This window comes from Streptomyces sp. NPDC048288 (assembly GCF_043201555.1).
Taxonomy (GTDB): domain Bacteria; phylum Actinomycetota; class Actinomycetes; order Streptomycetales; family Streptomycetaceae; genus Streptomyces.
In genome coordinates, this window is record NZ_JBICZD010000020.1 from 78,276 (window position 1) to 99,993 (window position 21,718).

Here is a 21,718-nt window from a genome sequence, read left to right on the forward strand (position 1 = left end):
TCCCTGAAGCTGAACCCTGTCCCCCTACCGCTGGAGCGCCCCATGGCGACTGTCCCGACCGCCCTCGCCGGCCGCCACTTCCTCAAGGAACTGGACTTCACCCAGGAGGAGTTCCGCGGGCTGGTCGAGCTGGCCGCCGAGCTGAAGGCGGCCAAGAAGGCCGGGACCGAGACCCAGCGGCTGCGCGGCAGGAACATCGCGCTGGTCTTCGAGAAGACCTCCACCCGCACCCGCTGCGCCTTCGAGGTCGCCGCCGCCGACCAGGGCGCCGTCACCACCTACCTCGACCCGGCCGGTTCGCAGATCGGGCACAAGGAGTCGGTGAAGGACACCGCCCGGGTCCTCGGCCGGATGTTCGACGCGATCGAGTACCGCGGCCATGGCCAGGGTGTGGTGGAGGAGCTGGCCGCGTTCGCCGGGGTCCCCGTCTACAACGGCCTCACCGACGAGTGGCACCCCACCCAGATGCTCGCCGACGTGCTCACCATGACCGAGCACAGCGACAAGCCGCTCACCGGCATCGCCTTCGCCTACCTCGGCGACGCCCGCTACAACATGGGCAACTCCTACCTGGTCACCGGCGCCCTGCTCGGCATGGACGTACGGATCGTCGCCCCCCGCGTGCTGTGGCCGGACGACACGATCGTCGACCTGGCCCAGCAGCTCGCCGCCGCCTCCGGCGCCCGGATCACGCTCACCGAGGACGTCAAGGAGGGCGTGCGCGGCGCCGACTTCGTCGCCACCGACGTCTGGGTGTCGATGGGGGAGCCCAAGGAGGTCTGGGACGAGCGGATCGCGCTGCTCGGCCCCTACGCCGTCACCATGGACGTGCTGCGCGCCACCGGCAACGCCGACGTCAAGTTCCTGCACTGCCTGCCGGCCTTCCACGACCTCGGCACCGACGTCGGCCGCGAGATCTACGAGCGGCACGGCCTGACCGAGCTGGAGGTCACCGACGAGGTGTTCGAGTCCGAGTTCTCCGTCGTCTTCGACGAGGCCGAGAACCGGATGCACACCATCAAGGCCGTCCTGGTCGCCACCCTGGCCTGACCCCCGTACCGAAGTACCGAACAGGCCCTATTCTTTGCGGCGGCCCCGCACCACCCCTCGCCGGGGCCGCCGCCGCGACCGACCCCGGATCGCACCGCACCACCAGAAACGAGCACCACCCGCATGCCCCGCATCAAGTCCCCGCACCTGCTGGTCGCCGAATCCGGCGCCGACCGCGCGGGCCACGGCCTCCGCCGCACCATGGGCCTCTTCCAGCTGATCTGCTTCGGCATCGGCGCGATCGTCGGCACCGGCATCTTCGTCGGCCTCTCCGACTCGGTCGCCCAGGCCGGCCCCGCCGTCGTCGTCTCCTTCGTGCTCGCCGCGATCACCTGCGTCTTCACCGCGCTCTCCTTCGCCGAGCTGGGCGGCGCGATCCCGGTCTCCGGATCGTCGTACTCCTTCGCCTACGCAGGGCTCGGCGAGTCCACCGCCTTCCTGGTGGGCTGGTGCCTGCTCCTGGAGTACGGCGTCTCGATCTCGGCCGTCGCGGTCGGCTGGAGCCAGTACGTCGACGAACTGCTGCACAGCCTCACCGGCCTCCAGCTCCCGCACGCCCTGGCCGCGGGCCCCGGCGACGGCGGGATCGTGAACCTCCCCGCGGTGGTCGTCATCGCGCTGGCCGCCGTGCTGCTGGTGCGCGGGGTGCGGGAGAGCGCCCGGGCCACCGCCGCGATGGCGGCCGTCAAGCTGGTCGTCCTGGTCGCCTTCTGCGCGATCGGCTTCAGCGCCTTCAAGGACGGCAACCTCGTCCCGTTCTCCCCGGCCGGGCTCGGCGGCATCGGCGCCGGCACCACGGCCGCGTTCTTCTCGTACATCGGCTTCGACGCGATCACCACGGCCGGCGAGGAGGCGAAGAACCCGCGCCGGGACATCCCGGTCGCGATCCTCGTCTGCATGGGCGTGGTCACCCTGCTCTACTGCGCGGTCGCGCTCGCCGCGACCGGCGCCATCGGCGGCGATCAGGTGGCCGGGCGTCCCGCGGCCCTCTCCTACGTCGTCAACCAGGTCACCGGGTCCACGGTCGGCGGCGGGGTGATCGCCTTCGGCGCGGTCGTCGCCATCGCCTCCGTGGTCCTCGCGGTGATGTACGGCCAGACCCGCATCCTGATGTCCATGTCCCGGGACGGACTGATCCCGCGCGTCTTCGAGAAGGTCTCCCCCAAGACCGCCACCCCCGTCGCCGGCACCCTGATCGTGGCGGTCGTCTTCGCGCTCCCGGCGGCCTTCGCCCCGCTCGACGCGGTGATGAACCTCTGCACCGTCGGCACCCTCGCGATCATGGCCGTGGTGAACATCGCGGTGATCGCCCTGCGCCGCCGCGAACCGGCCCTCGCCCGCACCTTCCGGGTCCCGCTCCACCCCGTGGTGCCCCTGCTGGGTGTCGGCTTCTGCCTCTATCTGATGTACGAGACCGGGTGGACGACCTGGCTCCAGTTCGCCGTGTTCCTGGCGGTGGGCCTGCTGGTCTACCTCGGCTACGGGCGCCGCAACTCGACGCTGGCCACGGCGGCGGTCGTCGCTACGCCGGACGCCACTGACGCGGTACTACAGGAAGCCTGAACCACACCGCCTTGCCGGACTCGGTGGGGCGGTGCCCGCAGGACGAGCTGAGGGCGCGGATCAGCAGCAGGCCGCGCCCGCCCTCCTGCATGGGGTCGGGTTCCTCGATCACCGGACGGGTGAGATGGCCGGGCGGCGCCGGGTCCGGGTCGTGCACCTCGACCTTGCAGCCGCTCGGCAGCAGCTCGACGACCAGCTCTATCGGCCCCCTGCCCGCGGTGTGCTCGACGGCGTTGGCGACCAGCTCCGCCGTGAGCAGCTCGGCGGTGTCGGGGTCCGCCGCGTGGTCCGTCTCCTCCATCGCCGAACGCACCAGGGCACGGGCGACCGGCACGGCCGCGACGGTGTGCGGCAGCGCGATACGCCAGGAGGCGGTGGAAGGTGGTTCGTACACGGCGATTCCGTTCATGGCGCAGGCGATCACTGCTTGTCCTGCTTTCAACTGTAGGAATGGTACGGGGCCGGTCCCGGAGGCTCTCGGCGCCCCCCGGACGGGACCTTCGCCCCGGTAACGGGTGGCTTACCCCGCCCTCCGGCCGGTCTCGCACAGCCGGCTCCACTGTTACCGCCTTATTGACGCGCCGTGACCTTGTGACGCCATGACCGCGCACACGAAGATGCCCCCGGCGATCGCCGGGGGCATCTTTCGCGCGTAGGCGGCCGGGCTCAGCCGAACTCGACCATGCCCGCCGTGAGGGTCGCGCCGTCCGCCGGGTCGATCAGGATGAACGCGCCGGTACGACGGGAGACCGCGTAGGCGTCCAGCGGCAGCGGCTCGGCGCTGCGCAGGGTGATCCGGCCCAGGTCGTTGGCGGTCAGCTCGCCGGCGCCCGCCAGGTCCCGGACGATCGCCTTGACGGTCCGGGTGGCGTGCTTGAGCAGCACCCGGTCGCCGACCCTGAGCGGCCGGTCGGCCAGATGGCAGACGGCCGCCCTGACGTCCTGGGTGAGCACGGGCACCTCGGTACCGGCGGTGATCATGTCACCGCGCGAGACGTCCCGCTGGTCGGCCAGGCGCACCCCGATGGACTGCGGGGCGTGCGCCGACTCGACGGCGGTGCCCAGCACGTCGATCGCCGTGATCTCGGAGGTCTCGCCGGACGGGTGGACGGTGACCCGGTCGCCGACCCGCAGCGAGCCGGAGACCAGCTGGCCCGCGTAGTGACGGATGTCACCGTGACGGATGACGTACTGGACCGGGAAACGGGCCGGGGCGTCGGCCGCGTCCGCGGCGACCGGGACGCTCTCCAGGAACTCCAGGAGCGCCGGGCCGTCGTACCAGTCCATCCGCGTGGACCGGTCGACGACGTTGTCGCCGACGAGCGCGGAGACCGGGATCGCGGTGACCTCCGGGAGCCCCAGCTCGGCGGTCTGCGCGGTGAAGTCGGCGACGATCCGCTCGAACTCGGCCCGCTCGTAGCCGACCAGGTCCATCTTGTTGACGGCGAGCACCACGTGCGGGACCCGGAGCAGGGCGGCCACGGCCGCGTGCCGGCGGGTCTGCTCGACGATCCCGTTGCGGGCGTCGACCAGGACGATCGCCAGCTCGGCGGTGGAGGCGCCGGTGACCATGTTCCGGGTGTACTGCACATGCCCGGGGGTGTCGGCGAGGATGAACCGGCGCTTCGGGGTGGCGAAGTAGCGGTAGGCCACGTCGATGGTGATGCCCTGCTCGCGCTCGGCGCGCAGACCGTCGGTGAGCAGCGCCAGGTCGGGGGCGTCCTTGCCACGGCTGAGGGAGGCCTGCTCGACGGCCTCCAGCTGGTCGGCGAGGACCGACTTGGAGTCGTGCAGCAGCCGTCCCACGAGGGTGGACTTGCCGTCGTCGACCGAGCCGGCGGTCGCGAACCGCAGGGTGTCGATGGTCGTGCTCATGCTTAGAAGTACCCCTCGCGCTTGCGGTCTTCCATCGCGGCCTCGGAGAGCTTGTCGTCGGCACGCGTGGCGCCGCGCTCGGTGAGCCGGGAGGCGGCGATCTCGGCGATCACCTTCTCGATGCTGTCGGCGTCGGAGTCCACCGCGCCCGTGCAGGACATGTCACCGACGGTCCGGTAGCGCACCTGGCGCTTCTCGACGGTCTCGTGCTCACGGGGGCCGCCCCACTCACCGGCGGTCAGCCACATGCCGCCGCGCCGGAACACCTCGCGGTGGTGGGCGTAGTAGATCTCCGGCAGTTCGATTTCCTCGCGGGCGATGTACTGCCAGACGTCCAGCTCGGTCCAGTTGGAGAGCGGGAACACGCGGACGTGCTCGCCGGGGGCGTGCCGGCCGTTGTACAGGTTCCACAGCTCGGGGCGCTGCCGCCGCGGGTCCCACTGGGAGAACTCGTCGCGCAGCGAGAACACCCGCTCCTTGGCGCGGGCCTTCTCCTCGTCCCGGCGGCCGCCGCCGAACACCGCGTCGAAGCGCTCGCTCTGGATCTTCTCCGTCAGCGGCACCGTCTGCAGCGGGTTACGGGTCCCGTCGGGCCGCTCGCGCAGCACACCCCGGTCGATGTAGTCCTGCACGGAGGCGACGTGCAGCCGCAGCCCGTGCCGCTCCACCGTGCGGTCCCGGTACTCCAGGACCTCGGGGAAGTTGTGCCCGGTGTCGACGTGCAGCAGCGAGAAGGGCACCGGCGCGGGCGCGAACGCCTTGAGCGCCAGGTGCAGCATGACGATGGAGTCCTTGCCGCCGGAGAACAGGATCACCGGCCGCTCGAACTCGCCCGCCACCTCGCGGAAGATGTGGACCGCCTCGGACTCCAGCGCGTCCAGATGGGACAGCGTGAAGGTGCTCATGCCAGCCCCCGCTCGACCAGCAGCGCGTGCACCGCGTCGGCCGACTCCTGCGGGGTCTGGTGCTCGGTGTGCAGCACCAGCGCCGGGTCGGTGGGCGGCTCGTACGGGTCGTCGACGCCGGTCAGCCCGGTCATCTCGCCCGCCGCCTGCTTGGCGTACAGGCCCTTCACGTCCCGCTCGCTGCAGACCTCGACCGGGGTCGCCACATGCACCTCCAGGTACGGCGTCCCGCTCTTCTCGTGGCGGGCCCGCACCGCCTCACGGCTGTCCTCGTAGGGGGCGATCACCGGGACCACGGAGAGCACGCCGTTGCGCGCGAGCACCTCGGAGACCAGCCCGATGCGCTGGACGTTGGTGTTGCGGTCCTCCCGGGAGAAGCCGAGGCCGGCCGAGAGGAAGCGGCGTATCTCGTCGCCGTCGAGAACCTCCACGCGATGTCCCTGGGCCTTGAGCCGGTCGCCGAGGAGCCGGGCGATCGTCGTCTTGCCCGCGCTCGGCAGCCCCGTCAGCCAGACCGTGGCCCCCTGAGCCCTTGGCGTGGTGGTCATCCGCAACAGACCTCTTCCTTACCTACTACTCAAACTCGCGTACGACCCGTCGAAGAGTAGGTAAGAAGTCTGAGAGGAGTGGTTAAGGAAGCTGAGGTTTAGCTGAGTGACTCGTGGTACGCAAGAGGTCACAGGGTCCTGCAATGAACATTTCACAGATCTGGTTCCATTCACAGCGGGTGTGAGTGTTCACAGGCCGACGAAGGCGCCCCCCGCGTCCCGCAGCCGCTCGTGCAGCGCGCGGAAGACGGCCGCCGAGCGGATGCCCGGCCAGTCCGCGGGCAGCAGGTCCGTCGGCAGCCCCGGGTCGGTGTACGGCAGATGGCGCCAGGAGTCGAGGGCGAGGAGATAGTCCCGGTAGGCGTCCTCGGGCGGGGTGTCCGTCCGGTGTTCCCAGCCGCGCAGCACGGGTTCATGGGCGTCGAGGAACTGCTCGTGCGCCTTGGCGATCGCCGTCAGGTCCCACCAGCGGGCGACCGCCTCGGTGGTGGGCGCGAAGCCGAGATGGTCGCCGCGGAAGAAGTCCACGTACGGGTCGAGACCGAGCCGGCGCAGGGTGTGCCGGGTCTCCTCGAACAGCCGGGCCGGCGCGATCCACACCCCCGGCGCGGCCGTGCCGAAGCCGAGCCCGGCCAGCCGGGAGCGGAGCACATGCCGCTTCTGCCGCTCCGACTCGGGCACCGAGAACACAGCGAGCACCCAGCCCGCGTCCTGCGGCGGCGCCGCCGCGTACACCCGGCGGTCGCCGTCGTCGAGCAGCTGCCGTGCCTCCGCGGAGACCTCGTACCCGGCGGCGCCCAGCGCGGTTCTGGCCGGGGACAGCAGCCCGCGCCGTTTCAGCCGGGACACCGACGAGCGTACGGACGGGGCGTCCACGCCCACGGCGGCCAGCAGCCGGATCAGCTCGGCGACGGGCACCGGGCCGGGCAGGAAGCGGCCGTACGCGCCGTAGAGCGTGACGATGAGGGACCTCGGGGCGTGTGGCTCGGACACGTTGATCATTTTAGGTCCCCGGCATCACTGCTGGTCACCTCAGGTGCCCGGCTGAACGTGAGTCAGGAACGCGGGGCCCGGCCCCAGGCGGCGACCAGGGCCGGCGCGAGGTCGGTGAACGCGGGGTCCGCGAAGCAGGCGAGGCCCTCGTCGACCTCCCGCCCGGTGGCCGCGCCGCCGTCGACGATCGCGTCCCGGACCTGTTCCAGGGACCGCCGCCACAGCACCCCGTCCGGACTGTCCGCCGTGACCGGGGCGCAGCGCACCCGCAGCCCGACGTCGGTGAGGCCCCGGGCGAGCAGCGGGGCGGGGTAGGAGCGGGCCCAGCCGTCGAGGTCGCTGCCGACGGTACGGCCGACGGTGGCCAGGCCGGCCCGCATCAGCGTCCGGTAGGCGGCGTGCGGCGAGGAGTCGACCGGGAAGAACGACACGTCCTCGACGTAGAGGAAGCCGCCGGGGGCGAGCCAGCCCACCAGCCGGGTGAGCACCCGCTCGCGGTCCGGGAGGTGGGCGAGGAGGTTGCGGGCGTGGATCAGGTCGAAGGAGCCGGCCGGGAGGTCGGCGGTGCGGACGTCGAGCCGCCGGACGTCCAGCCGCGGATCGGCCGTCCCGTCGAGGAACCGGGTGTCGAGGTCGGCGGCGGTGACCCTGCCCTGCGGACAGCGGGCGAGCAGCCGGCGGGCGATGGTGCCGAGCCCGGCGCCGACGTCCAGACAGCGGCTGTCCGGGGCGAGCGGGAGCGTGTCGAGTACGGCGAAGGTCGCCGGGTCGCAGGCGTCCGCCAGGGCCGCCAGGCGGTCCGCCTCGCCGGGCCTGGACTGCCCGAGCAGCCGTTCGCCGTAGCCGCCGTGGTCGTCGGGGAGGGGCATGCGGCCTTTGTACCGGCCTCGTGGCCGGTGCTCCCCCCGACTCGCCCGGCGCGCTCAGGCGGCGACGGCGAGCCGCTCGGCCGGGCCGCGCCGCGGCGGCACCACACTGCCGTCGGGGTGCAGCTCACCCGTGTCGTCGAAGACGATCGCCCCGTCGCACAGCAGGGTCCAGCCCTGCTCGGGGTGGGCGGCGACGATGTGCGAGAGGCCGCGGTCGGCCGTCGCGCTCGGGAACTGGTGGGAACACATGGCGCACCTCCACGGGAAGCCTGCGGCGCGTTCGCCGAGAGACATACCCAGACCATGCTCCGGTCGTGAACGCCGGGGAACCACCCACCGCGACCTGTGACAACACGCGGACAACTCACAGACACCCCGGACACGGACGCCGCCCGTCCGCCATGAACCACCGCCTCCGGTCCGGCGCGGTCGGCGTCGGGTGCCGGTGGGACGCGCCACCGAAGGGGTGATGGTCACGCCTGGTGGCCCGGGCGCCCGGTATGCAGGGCATACCCCCACCCCCTGATCCGGGAAGGAAGCCATGCGCGTACGCCCCCTCCTCGCCGCGGCCCTCGGTTCCGCCGCCCTGCTGTGTGCCGCGGTCGGCCCCGCCATCGCCGCCCCCAACGAGTCCGTCACCGTCGACCCGGCCGGCCGGCTCGCCGCCGACGGCACGGTCACCCTCTCCGGCACCTACACCTGCACCGGCGCCACGGGCCCGGTGTTCATCAGCTCCTCGCTCAGCCAGGGCTCGCCGAACTACCGCCACGGCATCGGCGGCACCCGGGCCGTGTGCGACGGCGCCGAGCACCGCTGGACGAACACCAGCAAGGTGACCTCGGAGAAGCTGGAGCCCGGCGCGGCCCACGTCGAGGCCACGATCATGGAGCTGCGTCCCTCGGGCGGCCTGCCGCTGCCGACCTTCCACGCCACCGGACAGCAGGACATCACCCTCTCCGAGGCCTGACACCCGGCCGCAGGCGGCCCGGCACCCCAGCGGTGCCGGGCCGCCCGCCCGCTCAGCGCGAGAGCAGCTTCCCGATCGCCGCGGTCACCTCCTCCGGCGCCTCCTCCGCCATGAAGTGCCCGCAGCTCACCGTCCGGTGCTCCAGCTCCGGCGCCCAGGCCCGCCACAGCCCCGCCGCGTCGTAGCCGAGTGCGGCCCCCCAGTCCTGCTGCAGCACGGTGACCGGCATCCGCAGCACGTTCCCGGCGGCCCGGTCGGCCCGGTCGTGCTCGGTGTCGACGCCCGCCGAGGCCCGGTAGTCGGCCACGATCGACGGCACCGCCGCCCGGCAGGCCGCGAGATAGGCGGCGCGGACGTCGGCGGGGATCGCCGACGGAGTGCGGGACCACAGGTCCAGGAAGTGACCGAAGAAGAGGTCCGGGGCCGCGCCGATCAACTGCTCCGGCAGCCCCGGCGGTTGGGCCATCAGGTACAGATGGAAGGCCACGGCGGCCGTGCTCCCGCGCAGCACCTCCCACATGTCCAGCGTCGGCAGGACGTCCAGCAGGGCCAGGTGCGTGACCGCGTCCGGGTGGTCGAGGCCGGCCCGGAACGCGACCAGCGCGCCCCGGTCGTGCCCCGCCAGCGCGAAACGCTCATGCCCCAGAGCCCGGGCGAGCGCCACCACATCGGCCGCCATGGTCCGCTTCGCGTACGACGTCCCGTCCACGTCGGCCGGCTTGTCGCTGGCGCCGTAGCCGCGCAGGTCGGGGCAGATCACGGTGTGGTCGGCGGCGAGACCGGCCGCCACGTGCCGCCACATCAGACGGGTCTGGGGGAAACCGTGCAGCAGCACGACGGGACTGCCGGTGCCGCCGACGGACGTGTGCAGGGACACGCCGTCCGCGACCGGGACGCGGTGCTGCCGAAAACCGGGGATGTTCATGCGCCGAGGCTCCCGCGCCCGGATCAGCAGCCGATCAGCGGCACGTACGGTGGGCGGGTGAGCAGGGACAGGGACCAGGTCGCCTTCGGGGTGCTCGGGCCGGTCACGGCCGAGCACGACGGTGTACCGCTCGCCCTGAAGGGCCCCCGGCACCGTGCCGTGCTGGCCCGGCTGATCGTCGCCCGCGGACGGGTCGTCCCCGTCGCCCGGCTGGTCGCCGACCTCTGGGAGGAGCCGCCGCCCACCGCCGTCGGTACCGTCCGCACCTTCGTGGGCGATCTGCGGCGCGCCCTCGAACCCGGCCGCCCGCCCCGCACCCCGCCCCGGCTGCTGGTCACCGACGGCCCCGGCTACGCCCTGCGGGCACAGGCGGTGGACGCCTGGCGGTTCGAGACGGCCGTGGAGACGGCCGCCGAGGAGGAACCCGCGCGGGCCGCGCTGTCGCTGCGGGCGGCGCTGGAGCTGTGGCGGGGCCCCGCCTACGCCGAGTTCGCGGACGAGGCGTGGTGCGCGGGCGAGCGGGCGCGCCTCGCCGAGCTGCGGCTGCGGGCGGTGGAACAGCGGGCCGGGGCGCTGCTGGCGGCGGGCCGGCCGGCCGAGGCGGTGCCCGATCTGGACGCCCACCTCAGCGGGCACCCGTGGCGCGAGGAGGGCTGGCGGCTGCTGGCGCTCGCCCTGTACCGGAGCGGCCGCCAGGGCGACGCCCTCGCCGTGCTGCGCCGGGCCCGCGCCACCCTCGCCGACCAGCTCGGCGTCGACCCCGGCCCGGCCCTGCGCCGCCTGGAGGCCGACGTCCTCGCGCAGCACCCCGGCCTGGACGCGGAACGCGGCGCCACGGCGGCACGGGTGTGGTCCCGGGCGGCCGAGGCGTACGACCGTACCGTCGCCGCCGGTGCCCGGGCCCGGCTCGAAGCGACCGTCGGCCTGCTGCGCACCCTCGCGGTGACCGGCTCCGGCGGACTGGCCGCCGCCCGGGAGCACCGCCTCGCGGCGATCACCGCGGCCGAGGAGTCCGGCGACCCGGAACTCACCGCCCGGGTCATCGGCGCCTACGACGTCCCCGCGATCTGGACCCGCTCGGACGATCCGGTGGGCGCCGCCCGGATCGTCGAGGCCGCCGAACGGGCACTGGCCCGGCTCCCCGCCACCCCCGCCCAGGACACGGCCCGCTGCCGGCTGCTCGCCACCGTCGCCCTGGAGTCACGCGGCACTCGGTCGGCCCGCGCCCCGCGAGCCGCCGCCGAGGCCGAACGGCTCGCCCGCCGCCTGGACGACCCGGCCCTGCTCGCCTTCGCCCTCAACGGCGTCTTCATGCAGTCCTGCACCCGGCCCGGCCGCGCCCCACGCCGCGACACCATCGGCACCGAACTGGTCACCCTCGCCCAGCGACACGGCCTGATCGCCTACGAGGTCCTCGGCCACCTGATCCGCGTCCAGGCACGCTCCGCCCTCGCCGACTTCCCCACAGCCGACGAACACGCCACGACGGCCGACCGGCTGGCGGACCGTCACGAGCTGCCACTGGTACGGGTGTTCACGACGGGATACCGGGCGGTGCGGCTGGCGTCGGTGGAGGAGGACCGGCCGCCCCTTGCGCGCGGCGCCGTCGAAGACGCCTACCGTGAGGTCGACCGCTTGCTGGACGGACCGGGGATGCCCGGCGTCCGCGACGGCCTGCTTCCCCTCGCCCTGCTCTGCCTCCACCTCGCGGGGCGACCGTACGGCCTCCGGACCGCCATCGACCCGGACGCCGACTGGGGTCCCTACCTCCCCTGGATCCGGCCCGCGCTCGCCCTCGCCGCCCACGACGAACGGGCAGCCCGAGACGCGCTCCGCGCACTGCCCGAACCCCCTGCCGACCTCGTGCAGGAGGCACTGTGGTGTGTCGTGGCAGCCGTCGCCCTGGACCTCGACGACCGCCCGACACTCCGCCGCTGCCAGGAAGCCCTCCGCCCGGCCACCGGCCAACTCGCCGGCGCGGGAAGCGGTTTGCTCACAGCCGGCCCGATCGACACCTGGCTGACGGCGATCGAAAACACCCTCAGCCGACCAGCGCCCCTTTAGGGGCGCGGGGCAGTATCTGATATGCGGCTACCGCCGCGTGGGCGCGACCAGCCACGACGGCGCCGCAGCCGAACAACAAGCCCCTACGCAGCCAGCTCTTTCTTGATCCGGTCCAGCATGAACGCAGAGGACTCGCGCGCCCGCTCCTCCCACGCGAAGACACACGCCGTGGCGACCCCGTCGAAGTCCAGCTCGCGCAGGGTGCCGAAGAACGCGTTCCAGTCGACCTCGCCCTGGCCGATGTCCAGGTGCTGGTGGATCCGGGCCGCGGTGCCGGGCGGGTTGAGGATGTAGCGCAGCCCGCTGGAGCCCTTGTGGTTGAAGGAGTCCGCGATGTGCACGTGCTGGAGCTTGTCCCCGGCGTACCGCATCATCGCCGCGATGTCCGCCGTCGGGTCGGCGCCCGACAGGTGGAAGGAGTGCGGGGCGCAGTAGAGGTAGTTCACCCACGGCTTGTTGATCGCGCGGACCAGGTCCACCGCGGGGGTGTTCTCCTCGCAGAAGTCGTCCGGGTGCGCCTCCAGGTTGAGGGCGATGCCCTCGCGCTCGAAGAGCGGGAGAAGTTCCTCAAGGGAGCGCCAGAAGGCCGCCTCGCTCTCCGCCGCCCGCTCCGGGCGCCCGTTGAACTCGCTGTTCATCAGCGGGCATTCGAGGTCCGCCGTGATCTCGATCATCCGCTTCCAGTAGCGGACGGCCGCCTGCCGCTCGGTCTCGTCCGGGGACGACCACTTGTACAGCGGCAGCACCGAGGACAGCTTCACCCCGTGCGTGCGCAGGGAGTTCTTCAGCTCCGCGATCCGCTCGTCGTCCGCGCGCGGGTGGAGGAAGAACGGCATGAAGTCGTCGCGCGGCGACAACTCGATGTACTCGTAGCCGAGTTCGGCCACCGTGCGCACCATGTCGTCGATCGGCAGGGCGCGGAACATGTACGGGTCGAGGGCGATCTTCACGCGGTGCCTCCGTAGAAGGCCGGGCGGGGCTTGATGGCGGTGGCGACAACGCTGCCGGACTCCAGGGCCTCGACGGTCGCGGCGGTGATGACGGTGGCGGCGTAGCCGTCCCAGGCGGAGGGGCCGGTCGGTGCCTCGCCGGCCGCGATACCCGCGATCCATTCGCGGAACTCGGTGTCGAAGGCGTCCCGGAAGCGGCCGACCCAGTCGGTGAGGACCTCGGTGCTGTGCCGGCCGGCGGTGCGGACGCCGACCGCGGCCGGGTCGGGCAGCCGGACCAGGCCCTCCTCACCCACCGCCTCGCACTGGATGTCGTAGCCGTACTGGCAGTTGACGAAGACCTCCAGGTCGATGCGGACGCCCTTGGCGGTCTCGAAGAGGATGATCTGCGGGTCCTTGAGGTGCGCGAACCGCTTGCCGGTCGCACGCGGCGTGAGCACCTGGGTGGAGACGATCTCGTCGTCGAGGAGCCAGCGCAGCACGTCGACCTCGTGCACCGCCGTGTCCAGCGAGGCCATCTCGGAGGTATACGACTCCGGGACGGTCGGGTTGCGGTGGGCGCAGTGCACGATCAGCGGTTCGCCGATCGTCCCCGCCTCGATGACCTGCTTCATCTGGCGGTACCCGGCGTCGTAGCGGCGCATGAAGCCGACCTGGACCAGGCGGCGGCCGTGCGCCTGCTCGGCCTCGACGATGCGCAGGCAGTCCTCCGCGGTCGTGGCGAGGGGCTTCTCGCAGAAGACCGGTTTGCCGGCGGCGATCGCGTTCAGGACGTGCTCGGCGTGGGTGGGGCCCCAGGAGGTGACGAGGACGGCGTCCACGTCGTCCGCCGCGACCACGGCGGCGCCGTCGGGCAGCACCCGGGCGCCGACCGGCTCGGCGGCCTCGGCGGCACGGCCCGGGTCGATGTCGGTGACGGCCGTGACCCGGGCGCCGGTGACGGTGTGGGTGAGGCGCCGGATGTGCTCCTTGCCGATCCAGCCGGCGCCGATCACTCCTACTCGAACAGTCATGGTGATTCCTTCACGTGGTCAGGAGAAGCGTGCGCGGAGCTCGGCTTCGAGGGTTTCGAGGGTGCGGCCCTTGGTCTCGGGGACGTAGAGCTTCACGAAGGTGAGCGAGAAGATCCCCGCCACGACGAACAGGAAGAACGTGTTGGAGATCCCGATCGCGGCGACCAGCGACGGGAAGACCAGCCCGATCACGAAGTTGGTCAGCCACAGCACCACGGCCGCGATGCCCATCCCGAAGCCGCGCATCCGCATCGGGAAGATCTCGGAGAGCATCAGCCAGGTCACCGGGGAGATCGCGCCCTGCTGGAAGGCGAGGAAGGTGACCGTCATGGCGAGCACGGCGTAGGCCCGTCCGTCGCCCGTCGGCAGCACCAGCGAGAACACGCCGATCAGCAACAGGGCCGCCGTCGTACCGATCTGACCGGTCATCAGCATCGGACGGCGGTTGACCCGCCCCAGCAGCCAGATGCCGACGAAGGTGGCCAGCACCGAGATCACCCCGTTGGCGATGTTCGCGGTCAGCGCGGTGTCCGAGGCGAAACCGGCGTCCGAGAGGATCTGCGTGCCGTAGTACATGATCGTGTTGACGCCGGTGATCTGCTGCACGATCGCGATGCCGAAGCCGACGAACATCAGCTTGCGCAGCCACGGCGTGTTCCGCACGTCCTGCCAGCCGCCGAGCTTCTCCTGCTCCTCCTTCACGGCGAGCGCGGAGACCTCGGCCAGCTCGGCCTCGGCGCGCTGCCGGGAGCGGACCTGCTTCAGGACGTCCAGCGCCTCGGTGAAGCGGGTCTGCGAGGCCAGCCAGCGCGGGCTCTCGGGCATGACGAGCATGCCGAACCACAGCACCACGGCCGGGACGGTGGCGATCACGAGCATCCAGCGCCAGATGCCACCGGACTCGCTGCCCACGTTCGCGATGACCGCGTTGGAGGTGAAGGCCAGCAACTGCCCGCTGACGATCATCAGTTCGTTACGGGTGACCAGGGCGCCGCGCCGCTCGGCGGGGGAGATCTCCGCGAGGTAGACCGGCACGGTCACCGAGGCGCCGCCGACCGCGAGGCCCAGCACGAAGCGGGCCACGATCATGACCGCGGTGGTCGGTGCGAGGGTGGCGCCGAGGGCGCCGACGAAGAACAGCACCGCGAGGGTGAGGATCGTACGGCGGCGGCCCCGTGCGTCCGAGAGGCGGCCGCCGGCCACCGCGCCGAGCGCGGCACCCAGCAGCAGCGAGCTGGTGACCATGCCCTCGGTGACCGAGTTCAGCCCGAGGTCCTTGCTCATGTAGGGCAGGGCACCGTTGATGACACCGGTGTCGTAGCCGAAGAGCAGACCGCCGAAGGTGGCGATGATCGTGATGAGCCGCAGCCGCCGGGAGACCGCCGCGGAGGGCTGGTCGGCGACGGGGACGGTGGCCCGGATCGTGTCGTCCCTGACGTTCATCGGCCGCCTCCTACCGGTTCGGGTTCAGGGTGGGGCGCCGGGTACCGGACAGGCCGTGGCCGTTCAGGTACGCACGCGTGCTGGTGGCGATGGGCAGCGGCACCTCGGGGGCGCACGGGTAGAGGTCCTGCTCGACGATCACGAACAGCTCGGCGTCGAGCCTGGCCAGCTCCGCCACCACGTCGGCCGGGTTCGGCACGCCGGCCGGCGGCGACACGCACACGCCCCGCTGCACGGCCTCGCCGAAGCCGAGGTCCTCGGCCGCGACCTGGGCGAGCACCTCCGGGTCCATCTGCTTGATGTGGACATAGCCGACGCGCTCGCCGAAGCGGCGGATCAGGTCGACGTTGTCACCGCCGCCGTAGGCCACGTGCCCGGTGTCCAGGCACAGGTTCGTGTACCGGCCGTCGGACTCGTTCAGCAGCCGCTCGATCTCCGGCTGGGTCTGGATGTGGCTGTCCGCGTGCGGGTGGACGACGAGCCGTACGTCGTACTCGTCGAGCAGCAGCCGGCCCAGCCGGTCGGCGGCCTTGCCGAAGCCCGCCCACTGCTCGGCGGTCAGCTCGGGCGACTCGGTGAACGCGCCGGTCCTCTCGTCCCGGTACATCGGCGGGATGAGGACCAGGTGGTGCGCGCCGGCGGCCTGGGTGAGCGTGGCCACCTGGCGGACGTGGGCGAGCATCTCGTCCCAGGCCCCGGGGCGGTGCAGCGCGCCGAACGCGGTGCCGCCGGAGACCCTGAGCCCACGGGCGTCGAGCTCCTCCTTCAGCCGCCGCGGGTCGGTGGGCAGGTAGCCGTACGGCCCGAGCTCGAACCACTCGTAGCCGGCCTGCTTCAGCTCGTCGAGGAAGCGGGTGTACGGGACCTGGTGCTCGTCCTCCGGGAACCAGATGCCCCAGGAGTCGGGCGCGGAGCCGAGGCACAGGTTGCCCACGGTGGTGCGGAGGGGGGATGGCGCCGTCGCCATGGTGTGTCCTTCGGGGAGAGGGGACGCAGAGTTCTGCCGTGCGGAGGCTGCCGCGCTCTACTAGCGCGCTCTAGTGCGAGTACGATGACCCCTGTCCGAATGTCATGTCAATACCTTGTTACCGGGGGATTTCCTGGAGCCGCCGAGCGCAGGGCCTAGGCTGGGGCTCCGTCGAAGGGTGGGTGCTCAGGTGGATGCAGCGGGCCGGCGGCGGCCGACGATGGCCGACGTCGCCGACAGGGCGGGGGTCTCCCGGGCGCTGGTGTCGATCGTGTTCCGCAACCAGCCGGGCGCGAGCCAGGAGACCCGTGAGCGGGTGCTGCGGGTCGCCGACGAGATCGGCTACCGGCCCGACAGCGCGGCCCGGCTGCTGGCCCGCGGCCGCAGCCGCACCCTCGGCGTGATGTTCACCGTCCACCAGACCTTCCACACCGACCTCATCGAGGGCATCTACCCGGAGGCCGAGCGGCTCGGCTACGACGTGCTGCTCTCGGCCGCCGCCCAGGGCCGCAGCGAGGAGAAGGCGGTCGAGGCGCTGCTCGGCCACCGCTGCGAGGCGCTGATCCTGCTCGGCCCCGAGACGGACCCCGCCTATCTCGACGGGCTCGGCCAGCGTGCCGTCACGGTGTCGGTCAGCCGCCGGGTGCCGCGGGCCCGGGTGGACTTCGTGCACAGTGCCGAGAGCAAGGGCGTCCGGCAGGCCATGGACTACCTGGCCGAGCTCGGGCACCGCAGGATCGTGCACATCGACGGCGGCCGGGGGCCCGGCTCGGCCGAGCGGCGGCGCTCCTACCGGGCCGCGATGCGCCGGCACGGTCTCGAGCCGGAGATCCGGGTGCTGCCGGGTGAGCACACCGAGCAGTCCGGTATCGAGACCGGACGGCTGCTGCTGGCCGAACGCGACCGCGGGCTGCCCCTGCCGACGGCCGTGCTGGCGGGCAACGACCGGTGCGCGATGGGTGTGCTGATGGCCATGACCCGCGCCGGTGTCGAGGTCCCCCGGGACATCTCGGTGGTCGGCTTCGACGACAGCCATCTCTCCCACCTCATGCCGGTCGGCCTCACCACCGTGCGGCAGGACGCGGGGCTGATGGCCGAGTACGCGGTGCGGTTCGCCGTGGAGCGGCTGGAGGACCCCGGACTGGAGCCGCGCGAGGCGGTGCTGGACCCGAAGCTGGTGGTGCGCGGCACGAGCGGGCCGCCCCCCGAAGGGGACGGCCCGAGTGCCCGCTGATCGCTGACGGATCGTCAGCGGGTGCCGTTGGCGGCGAACTTGGCGATCGTGTCGGCGTTGTCCTTGGTGACGAACGCGGGGCCGGTCAGGACGGGGGCCGCGCCGCCGCCGCTGTAGTTGCCGTTGTTCTTGTACAGCCACAGGGCGTCGACCGCGAGGTAGCCCTGGAGGTACGGCTGCTGGTCGACCGCGAACTCGATCGAGCCGTCCTGGATGGCGGACACCAGGTCCTTGTTGAGGTCGAAGGTGGCGATCTCGGCCTTGCTGCCGGCGTCCTTGACGGACTGGACGGCGGTCAGGGCGATCGGGGCGCCGAGGGTGACGACCTGGTCGATCGAGGAGTCCTGCTGGAGCTTGGCGGTGATGGTGGACTTGACCGAGGGCATGTCGGTGCCGTTGACGTAGATCTTGTCGGTCTTGCCCTTGAATCCCTTGGCCAGACCCGCGCAGCGGGCTTCCAGGGCGACCTGGCCCTGGGCCTGCACGACACACAGGGCGTGCTTGGCGCCGAGCTTGTTGAGGCGCTCGCCGAAGGCCTGGCCCGCGATGTTCTCGTCCTGGCCGAAGTACTCGAGCATGCCGAGCTTCTTCCAGGCGTCCACACCGGAGTTGAAGCCGACGACGGGGATGCCGGCCGCCTCGGCCTTGGCGGTGACGGACTTCAGCGCGTCGGGCGTGGCGGCCGTCAGGGCGATGCCGTCGACCTTCTGGTCGATCGCGTTCTGCACCAGGTTGGCCTGGTTGGCGGCGCTCGGGTCGGCGGAGTAGACCAGCTTGATGTTGTCCTTGGCGGCCGCCGCGGCGGCGCCCTTGCGGATCAGGTCCCAGAAGGTGTCGCCGGGCTGGGCGTGGGTGATCATGGCCACCGTCATGCGGGGCGTGGACGCCTTGCCGGCGGACGCGGCCGCGCCGCTGTCCTCGGACTTCTTGCCGCCGGAGCTGCTGGAACAGCCCGTGGCGAGCAGGACGCCCGCGAGAACGGTGGCGGCCATGGCGGCGGCTCGGTGGTTTCTGTGCATGTCCCTTGCACCTCGCTGTGCGGTCTGGATCGGCTCCGGGGAGCGGAACGAGCGGGAGATATACGGGGAGGGGATAAGCGGTCCGCCGGTGGTGGCGACCGCGGCACCGGTGGCCGGCCGGGTGCCGCGCACGGGCGGGGACGGAGCTCCGTGCCGACGGCCAAGGGGTGCGGCCGCCGACGTCCGCTGCTGTGCTAGAGCGCTTTATTAGCGCGCTCTAGTGACACGTACTATGGGGCGGCCCTCAGGGGATGTCAATGACTTTGTCATGACGTTCCAACAAAGAGGCCGAGCTGCCCCGCAAGCCGTTCAGGATGCGTTCAGGCCGGTTCTGTCAAGGTCGGTCCTGGTGGCCGTCCGCGCGCGGTCACACCCCCCCCCGCGGTACGACGGAAACTGAACAGGAACCCCCCACCTTGGAACAGTCCGAAGTCCTCGCCGACCCCGATGTCCCGGGCACGGCCACGTCGGTGATGAAGAAACTCCCGGAGGTGACGCCGGCGTTCTGGATCATGAAGATCGCCGCGACCACCCTCGGTGAGACGGCCGGCGACCTCTTCTCCCAGACCCTGAAGCTGGGTTACTTCCTCACCACGATCGCGCTGTTCCTGATCTTCGTGGTGACCCTTGTCGTCCAGCTCGGGTCCCGCCGCTACAACCCGTTCTTCTACTGGACGGTCATCCTGTCGACCAGCATGGCCGGCACCACGATGTCCGACTTCATGAACCGCGACGCGAGTGCCCAGTACCTGTCCGGCGGCGCCACGTCGCTCGGCTGGGGACCCCAGGGCCTCGGCCTCGGCTACCCGGCCGGCGCGGCGATCCTCATCTCGATCCTGCTGGTCGTCTTCGCCGTCTGGCGGCTGAGCGGGATGACCTTCCAGATCCGCGACATCGTCACCTTCCGCGGCGAGGCCCTGTTCTGGTCGGCGATCCTCGTCTCCAACACCCTCGGCACCTCCATGGGCGACTTCCTGTCCGACAGTTCCGGCCTCGGCTACGCGGGCGGCGCGCTCCTGGTGACCGGGCTGCTCGCCGTCCTGGTGGCCCTGATGAAGGTGCCCGTGGTGCCGAACGTCCTGCTGTTCTGGATCGCGTTCGTCCTCACCCGCCCGCTCGGCGCCACCGCGGGCGACCTCCTGACCAAGCCGGTCGCCAAGGGCGGTCTCGACCTCGGCACGGCCGGGTCCTCGGCCGTCCTGCTGGCCCTGCTGCTCGGCCTCATGGCCTCTGCGCAGGTCCGGGAGCGCAGGGCCGGCTGAGAGCAGGCCGGGCCGCGGGCTCTCAGCCGGCGGGCAGGTCGGCCAGGAAACGCGCTCCGCCGGTGTGCCCGGGGTCGTGGGACACCTCGCCGCCGACGGAGCGGGCCAGGCGCCGTGCGAGCGGCAGCCCGAGGCCCGCGCCGTCGTGCCCGTCGTCCCGGTCGGCGCGGCGGCCGGGCTGGAAGAGCGCGCCGAGGAACGCCTCCGGTACGCCGGGACCGTCGTCCGTGACGTCGATCCGCACCCCGTCCGGCAGCCGTCGCGCGGACACGGTCACCGTGGCGCGGGCGTGCCGGACCGCGTTGGCCAGCAGCGGACTGACGATGCGTTCGAGGAGGGCGGGGGCGACGCCCGCCGCCAGCGCCGGATCGCCGACGTCGACGACGGCCGTCACCCGGTCCTGCGGGCCGAGGTTCCCGACCAGCCGGCGCAGCACCGGGACGACCTGGGCGGTACCGGGAGCCGTGCTCGCGCCGAGCGCGTCCTCGCGGGCGTCGTCGAGCAGGGTGTCGCAGATGGTCCGCATGGAGCGGGCGGCCTCGGCCATCACCTCGTGGGTGGCGCGGGTCTCGGTGGCGGAGCGCGGGCGGGCCCGCCACCAGTCGAGCTCGATCATGATCCGGGTGAGCGGGGTGCGCAGCTCGTGGGAGAGCTCCCCGGTCAGCTGCCGCTCGTGCCGCAGCACGCTCCGGATGCGGTCGAGGAGCGCGTCCAACGAGGCGCCCAGGCGGGCCAGTTCGGCCGGCTGCCGGGCCGCGCCGAAGCGCTCGGCGGAGCCGACGGCGCTCCACTCGGTGGCCTGGTCGGTCATGGTGCGCACGGGGCGCAGCGCCCGCCCCACGGCCAGCCGGGTCAGCGCGTAGGTGCCCGCGAGCATGACGCCGTCCAGGACCAGGGACCCCACCAGCAGGGTGTCCGCCGAGTTCCGGTACGGCGCGAGGTCCAGGGCCGTGACGACGGTGGCCGTGCTGCGGCGGCCGGTCACGGGGCGGGCGCAGAGCCGGACGAAGCGGGGGTTCGCGGTCTCCACGGTCGTACAGCCGTCGTGCCGTCCCGCGGCGAGCCGGCCGGCGGCCCGGGTCAGGGGGGCGGCGGCCGCCGGTGGTTTCTCCAGGAGGCGGGTCCCGGCGTAGATCCAGGAGTTGGCGTCGAGGAGGCCGTCGTTGACGGTGTCCAGGATCCGTACCCGCCGGCCGCTGGTGTCGACGGTCGTGGCGACGGCGGCCGCCCGGGTGCGCAGCTCGTCGTCCGCCTGGTGCCGCAGATGCCGGTCCGTCACGGTGGTGAACGCCACGGTCAGCACGGTGATCAGGAGTGCCGCGATGGTCACCGCCACGAGCGAGAGCCGGCCGCGCAGGGTGTGGGGGGCCAGGTGGCGGAGCGGGGTGTTCATGAGAGCCGGTGGCCGATCCCGCGCGCCGTGCCCAGGCTCAGGTCGCTGCCCGCCTCGCGCAGCTTGCGGCGCAGCCGGGTCAGGTACTGGTCGAGGGTGTTGTCGCTGACCTGGGCCCCGTCCGGCCAGGCGGCCCGGACCAGGTCGCGGCGGCTCACCAGGGTGCCGCCGGCGGCGACGAGGGTGGCCAGCAGCCGGAACTCGGTGGGGGACAGGCCGACGTCCACGGCGCCGACGCGCGCCCGGTGCCGGGTGGCGTCGAGCACCATGTCGCCGGCCCTGGCCATGACCGGCGGGGCGGCACGCTTGAGCGTGGCCCGCAGCCGGGCGACGAGTTCGGCGAGGTGGAACGGCTTGGGCAGATAGTCGTCGGCCCCGGCGGAGAACCCGGACAGCCGGTCGGTGAGGCCGTGACGGGCCGTCAGGAAGATGATCGGGGCGGCGAAACCGCCCGCGCGCATGGCCTGGCAGACGTCCCGGCCGTCCGCGTCGGGCAGTCCGACGTCCAGGACGGCGGCGGCGAGGCCGTGGTCGGTCAGCCGCAGCGCGGTGGCGCCGTCGGCCGCGGGCACCGGTTCGAAGCCCTCCTCGGCCAGGCCGCGGCGGAGCACGTCACGCAGGGCGTGATCGTCCTCGACGACAAGGATCCGGTGCGGCATGACTCTCCGTCAGTCCATC

21 protein-coding genes are annotated in these 21,718 nt (G+C 72.3%); 6 read left to right on the top strand and 15 right to left on the bottom strand.

Translation table 11 applies throughout. The annotated features are described in order from the left end of the window. Positions 1–42: 42 nt before the first annotated feature. Positions 43–1,050, top strand: a complete 1,008-nt coding sequence (gene argF / locus ACGFZS_RS45710) for an ornithine carbamoyltransferase (protein WP_393800161.1) — start codon at positions 43–45, stop codon at positions 1,048–1,050. Positions 1,051–1,173: 123 nt separating this feature from the next. Beyond that, the gene (locus ACGFZS_RS45715; RefSeq protein WP_393800162.1) at positions 1,174–2,613 is read left to right on the top strand and encodes an amino acid permease; all 1,440 of its coding nucleotides are present in this window, start codon (positions 1,174–1,176) and stop codon (positions 2,611–2,613) included. On the opposite strand, the gene ACGFZS_RS45720 is transcribed toward ACGFZS_RS45715, so the two are convergent. The 7 genes from ACGFZS_RS45720 to ACGFZS_RS45750 all read right to left on the bottom strand — a co-directional run bounded on the left by ACGFZS_RS45720 (position 2,573) and on the right by ACGFZS_RS45750 (position 8,052). Next, entirely contained in the window at positions 2,573–3,022 is a 450-nt protein-coding gene (locus ACGFZS_RS45720) for an ATP-binding protein (protein ID WP_365685881.1), read from the bottom strand. The genes ACGFZS_RS45715 and ACGFZS_RS45720 overlap by 41 nt on opposite strands. 257 nt (positions 3,023–3,279) lie before the next feature. Further along, on the bottom strand, positions 3,280–4,488 hold the full coding sequence (locus tag ACGFZS_RS45725; protein WP_393800163.1) for a sulfate adenylyltransferase subunit 1: 1,209 nt from the start codon (positions 4,486–4,488) through the stop codon (positions 3,280–3,282). A gap of 2 nt (positions 4,489–4,490) precedes the next feature. After that, positions 4,491–5,393: a sulfate adenylyltransferase subunit CysD gene (gene cysD / locus ACGFZS_RS45730; protein ID WP_393800164.1), complete on the bottom strand. Its 903-nt coding sequence runs from the start codon at positions 5,391–5,393 to the stop codon at positions 4,491–4,493. After that, a complete protein-coding gene (cysC, locus tag ACGFZS_RS45735) occupies positions 5,390–5,941 on the bottom strand; it encodes an adenylyl-sulfate kinase (RefSeq protein WP_365685873.1) in 552 nt (183 codons plus the stop codon). The genes cysD and cysC overlap by 4 nt, the downstream gene beginning before the upstream one ends. A gap of 189 nt (positions 5,942–6,130) precedes the next feature. Next, positions 6,131–6,943: a PaaX family transcriptional regulator C-terminal domain-containing protein gene (locus ACGFZS_RS45740; RefSeq protein WP_359217282.1), complete on the bottom strand. Its 813-nt coding sequence runs from the start codon at positions 6,941–6,943 to the stop codon at positions 6,131–6,133. A gap of 53 nt (positions 6,944–6,996) precedes the next feature. After that, a complete protein-coding gene (locus ACGFZS_RS45745) occupies positions 6,997–7,803 on the bottom strand; it encodes a class I SAM-dependent methyltransferase (protein ID WP_393800165.1) in 807 nt (268 codons plus the stop codon). Between the two features lie 54 nt (positions 7,804–7,857). Then, on the bottom strand, positions 7,858–8,052 hold the full coding sequence (locus tag ACGFZS_RS45750) for a DUF5999 family protein (protein ID WP_365685862.1): 195 nt from the start codon (positions 8,050–8,052) through the stop codon (positions 7,858–7,860). A gap of 292 nt (positions 8,053–8,344) precedes the next feature. On the opposite strand from ACGFZS_RS45750, the gene ACGFZS_RS45755 reads away from it, so the two are divergent. Then, positions 8,345–8,770 carry a DUF6299 family protein gene (locus ACGFZS_RS45755; RefSeq protein WP_393800166.1) on the top strand — a complete coding sequence of 142 codons (426 nt, stop codon included), beginning with the start codon at positions 8,345–8,347 and terminating at the stop codon, positions 8,768–8,770. Positions 8,771–8,822: 52 nt separating this feature from the next. Here the strand turns inward: ACGFZS_RS45755 and ACGFZS_RS45760 are convergent, their stop codons facing one another. Further along, positions 8,823–9,695, bottom strand: a complete 873-nt coding sequence (locus ACGFZS_RS45760; protein ID WP_365685858.1) for an alpha/beta hydrolase — start codon at positions 9,693–9,695, stop codon at positions 8,823–8,825. 57 nt (positions 9,696–9,752) lie between these two features. Here ACGFZS_RS45760 and ACGFZS_RS45765 point away from each other — a divergent pair, with 57 nt between their 5' ends. Beyond that, a complete protein-coding gene (locus tag ACGFZS_RS45765) occupies positions 9,753–11,759 on the top strand; it encodes a BTAD domain-containing putative transcriptional regulator (RefSeq protein WP_393800167.1) in 2,007 nt (668 codons plus the stop codon). Positions 11,760–11,842: 83 nt separating this feature from the next. On the opposite strand, the gene ACGFZS_RS45770 is transcribed toward ACGFZS_RS45765, so the two are convergent. The 4 genes from ACGFZS_RS45770 to ACGFZS_RS45785 are packed head-to-tail and all read right to left on the bottom strand — an operon-like array spanning position 11,843 to position 16,132. Continuing rightward, on the bottom strand, positions 11,843–12,709 hold the full coding sequence (locus ACGFZS_RS45770; RefSeq protein ID WP_393800168.1) for a sugar phosphate isomerase/epimerase family protein: 867 nt from the start codon (positions 12,707–12,709) through the stop codon (positions 11,843–11,845). After that, complete coding sequence (locus ACGFZS_RS45775) at positions 12,706–13,722, bottom strand: Gfo/Idh/MocA family oxidoreductase (protein ID WP_393800169.1); 1,017 nt, start codon at positions 13,720–13,722, stop codon at positions 12,706–12,708. Before ACGFZS_RS45775 ends, ACGFZS_RS45770 begins: the two co-directional genes overlap by 4 nt. Before the next feature lie 18 nt (positions 13,723–13,740). Beyond that, entirely contained in the window at positions 13,741–15,165 is a 1,425-nt protein-coding gene (locus tag ACGFZS_RS45780) for a sugar porter family MFS transporter (RefSeq protein ID WP_393800170.1), read from the bottom strand. Positions 15,166–15,175: 10 nt separating this feature from the next. Further along, positions 15,176–16,132 carry a TIM barrel protein gene (locus tag ACGFZS_RS45785; RefSeq protein ID WP_393800171.1) on the bottom strand — a complete coding sequence of 319 codons (957 nt, stop codon included), beginning with the start codon at positions 16,130–16,132 and terminating at the stop codon, positions 15,176–15,178. A gap of 220 nt (positions 16,133–16,352) precedes the next feature. Between ACGFZS_RS45785 and ACGFZS_RS45790 the strand changes: the two genes are divergently transcribed. Further along, positions 16,353–17,366, top strand: coding sequence for a LacI family DNA-binding transcriptional regulator (locus tag ACGFZS_RS45790; RefSeq protein ID WP_393800185.1), 1,014 nt, complete (start codon positions 16,353–16,355; stop codon positions 17,364–17,366). Positions 17,367–17,380: 14 nt separating this feature from the next. On the opposite strand, the gene ACGFZS_RS45795 is transcribed toward ACGFZS_RS45790, so the two are convergent. Beyond that, entirely contained in the window at positions 17,381–18,385 is a 1,005-nt protein-coding gene (locus ACGFZS_RS45795; protein WP_393800172.1) for a substrate-binding domain-containing protein, read from the bottom strand. A 416-nt stretch (positions 18,386–18,801) separates the two neighbouring features. On the opposite strand from ACGFZS_RS45795, the gene ACGFZS_RS45800 reads away from it, so the two are divergent. Continuing rightward, positions 18,802–19,647, top strand: a complete 846-nt coding sequence (locus tag ACGFZS_RS45800) for a hypothetical protein (RefSeq protein WP_393800173.1) — start codon at positions 18,802–18,804, stop codon at positions 19,645–19,647. A 22-nt stretch (positions 19,648–19,669) separates the two neighbouring features. Here ACGFZS_RS45800 and ACGFZS_RS45805 read toward each other — a convergent pair whose 3' ends face one another. Further along, a complete protein-coding gene (locus ACGFZS_RS45805; protein WP_393800174.1) occupies positions 19,670–21,040 on the bottom strand; it encodes a sensor histidine kinase in 1,371 nt (456 codons plus the stop codon). Next, positions 21,037–21,699: a response regulator transcription factor gene (locus ACGFZS_RS45810; RefSeq protein WP_393800175.1), complete on the bottom strand. Its 663-nt coding sequence runs from the start codon at positions 21,697–21,699 to the stop codon at positions 21,037–21,039. The genes ACGFZS_RS45805 and ACGFZS_RS45810 overlap by 4 nt, the downstream gene beginning before the upstream one ends. Between the last annotated feature and the right edge of the window lie 19 nt (positions 21,700–21,718).

Excerpts from the sequence above, each read along its gene's own strand:
- ACGFZS_RS45775 (WP_393800169.1), bottom strand. The coding sequence starts at position 13,722 with ATGACTGTTCGAGTAGGAGTGATCGGCGCCGGCTGGATCGGCAAGGAG.
- ACGFZS_RS45760 (WP_365685858.1), bottom strand. The coding sequence starts at position 9,695 with ATGAACATCCCCGGTTTTCGGCAGCACCGCGTCCCGGTCGCGGACGGC.
- ACGFZS_RS45785 (WP_393800171.1), bottom strand. The coding sequence starts at position 16,132 with ATGGCGACGGCGCCATCCCCCCTCCGCACCACCGTGGGCAACCTGTGC.
- ACGFZS_RS45780 (WP_393800170.1), bottom strand. The coding sequence starts at position 15,165 with ATGAACGTCAGGGACGACACGATCCGGGCCACCGTCCCCGTCGCCGAC.
- ACGFZS_RS45805 (WP_393800174.1), bottom strand. The coding sequence starts at position 21,040 with ATGAACACCCCGCTCCGCCACCTGGCCCCCCACACCCTGCGCGGCCGG.
- ACGFZS_RS45755 (WP_393800166.1), top strand. The coding sequence starts at position 8,345 with ATGCGCGTACGCCCCCTCCTCGCCGCGGCCCTCGGTTCCGCCGCCCTG.
- ACGFZS_RS45810 (WP_393800175.1), bottom strand. The coding sequence starts at position 21,699 with ATGCCGCACCGGATCCTTGTCGTCGAGGACGATCACGCCCTGCGTGAC.
- ACGFZS_RS45725 (WP_393800163.1), bottom strand. The coding sequence starts at position 4,488 with ATGAGCACGACCATCGACACCCTGCGGTTCGCGACCGCCGGCTCGGTC.
- ACGFZS_RS45790 (WP_393800185.1), top strand. The coding sequence starts at position 16,353 with ATGGCCGACGTCGCCGACAGGGCGGGGGTCTCCCGGGCGCTGGTGTCG.
- ACGFZS_RS45795 (WP_393800172.1), bottom strand. The coding sequence starts at position 18,385 with ATGCACAGAAACCACCGAGCCGCCGCCATGGCCGCCACCGTTCTCGCG.
- ACGFZS_RS45750 (WP_365685862.1), bottom strand. The coding sequence starts at position 8,052 with ATGTGTTCCCACCAGTTCCCGAGCGCGACGGCCGACCGCGGCCTCTCG.
- ACGFZS_RS45720 (WP_365685881.1), bottom strand. The coding sequence starts at position 3,022 with ATGAACGGAATCGCCGTGTACGAACCACCTTCCACCGCCTCCTGGCGT.
- ACGFZS_RS45745 (WP_393800165.1), bottom strand. The coding sequence starts at position 7,803 with ATGCCCCTCCCCGACGACCACGGCGGCTACGGCGAACGGCTGCTCGGG.
- ACGFZS_RS45715 (WP_393800162.1), top strand. The coding sequence starts at position 1,174 with ATGCCCCGCATCAAGTCCCCGCACCTGCTGGTCGCCGAATCCGGCGCC.
- ACGFZS_RS45740 (WP_359217282.1), bottom strand. The coding sequence starts at position 6,943 with ATGATCAACGTGTCCGAGCCACACGCCCCGAGGTCCCTCATCGTCACG.
- cysD (WP_393800164.1), bottom strand. The coding sequence starts at position 5,393 with ATGAGCACCTTCACGCTGTCCCATCTGGACGCGCTGGAGTCCGAGGCG.
- cysC (WP_365685873.1), bottom strand. The coding sequence starts at position 5,941 with ATGACCACCACGCCAAGGGCTCAGGGGGCCACGGTCTGGCTGACGGGG.
- argF (WP_393800161.1), top strand. The coding sequence starts at position 43 with ATGGCGACTGTCCCGACCGCCCTCGCCGGCCGCCACTTCCTCAAGGAA.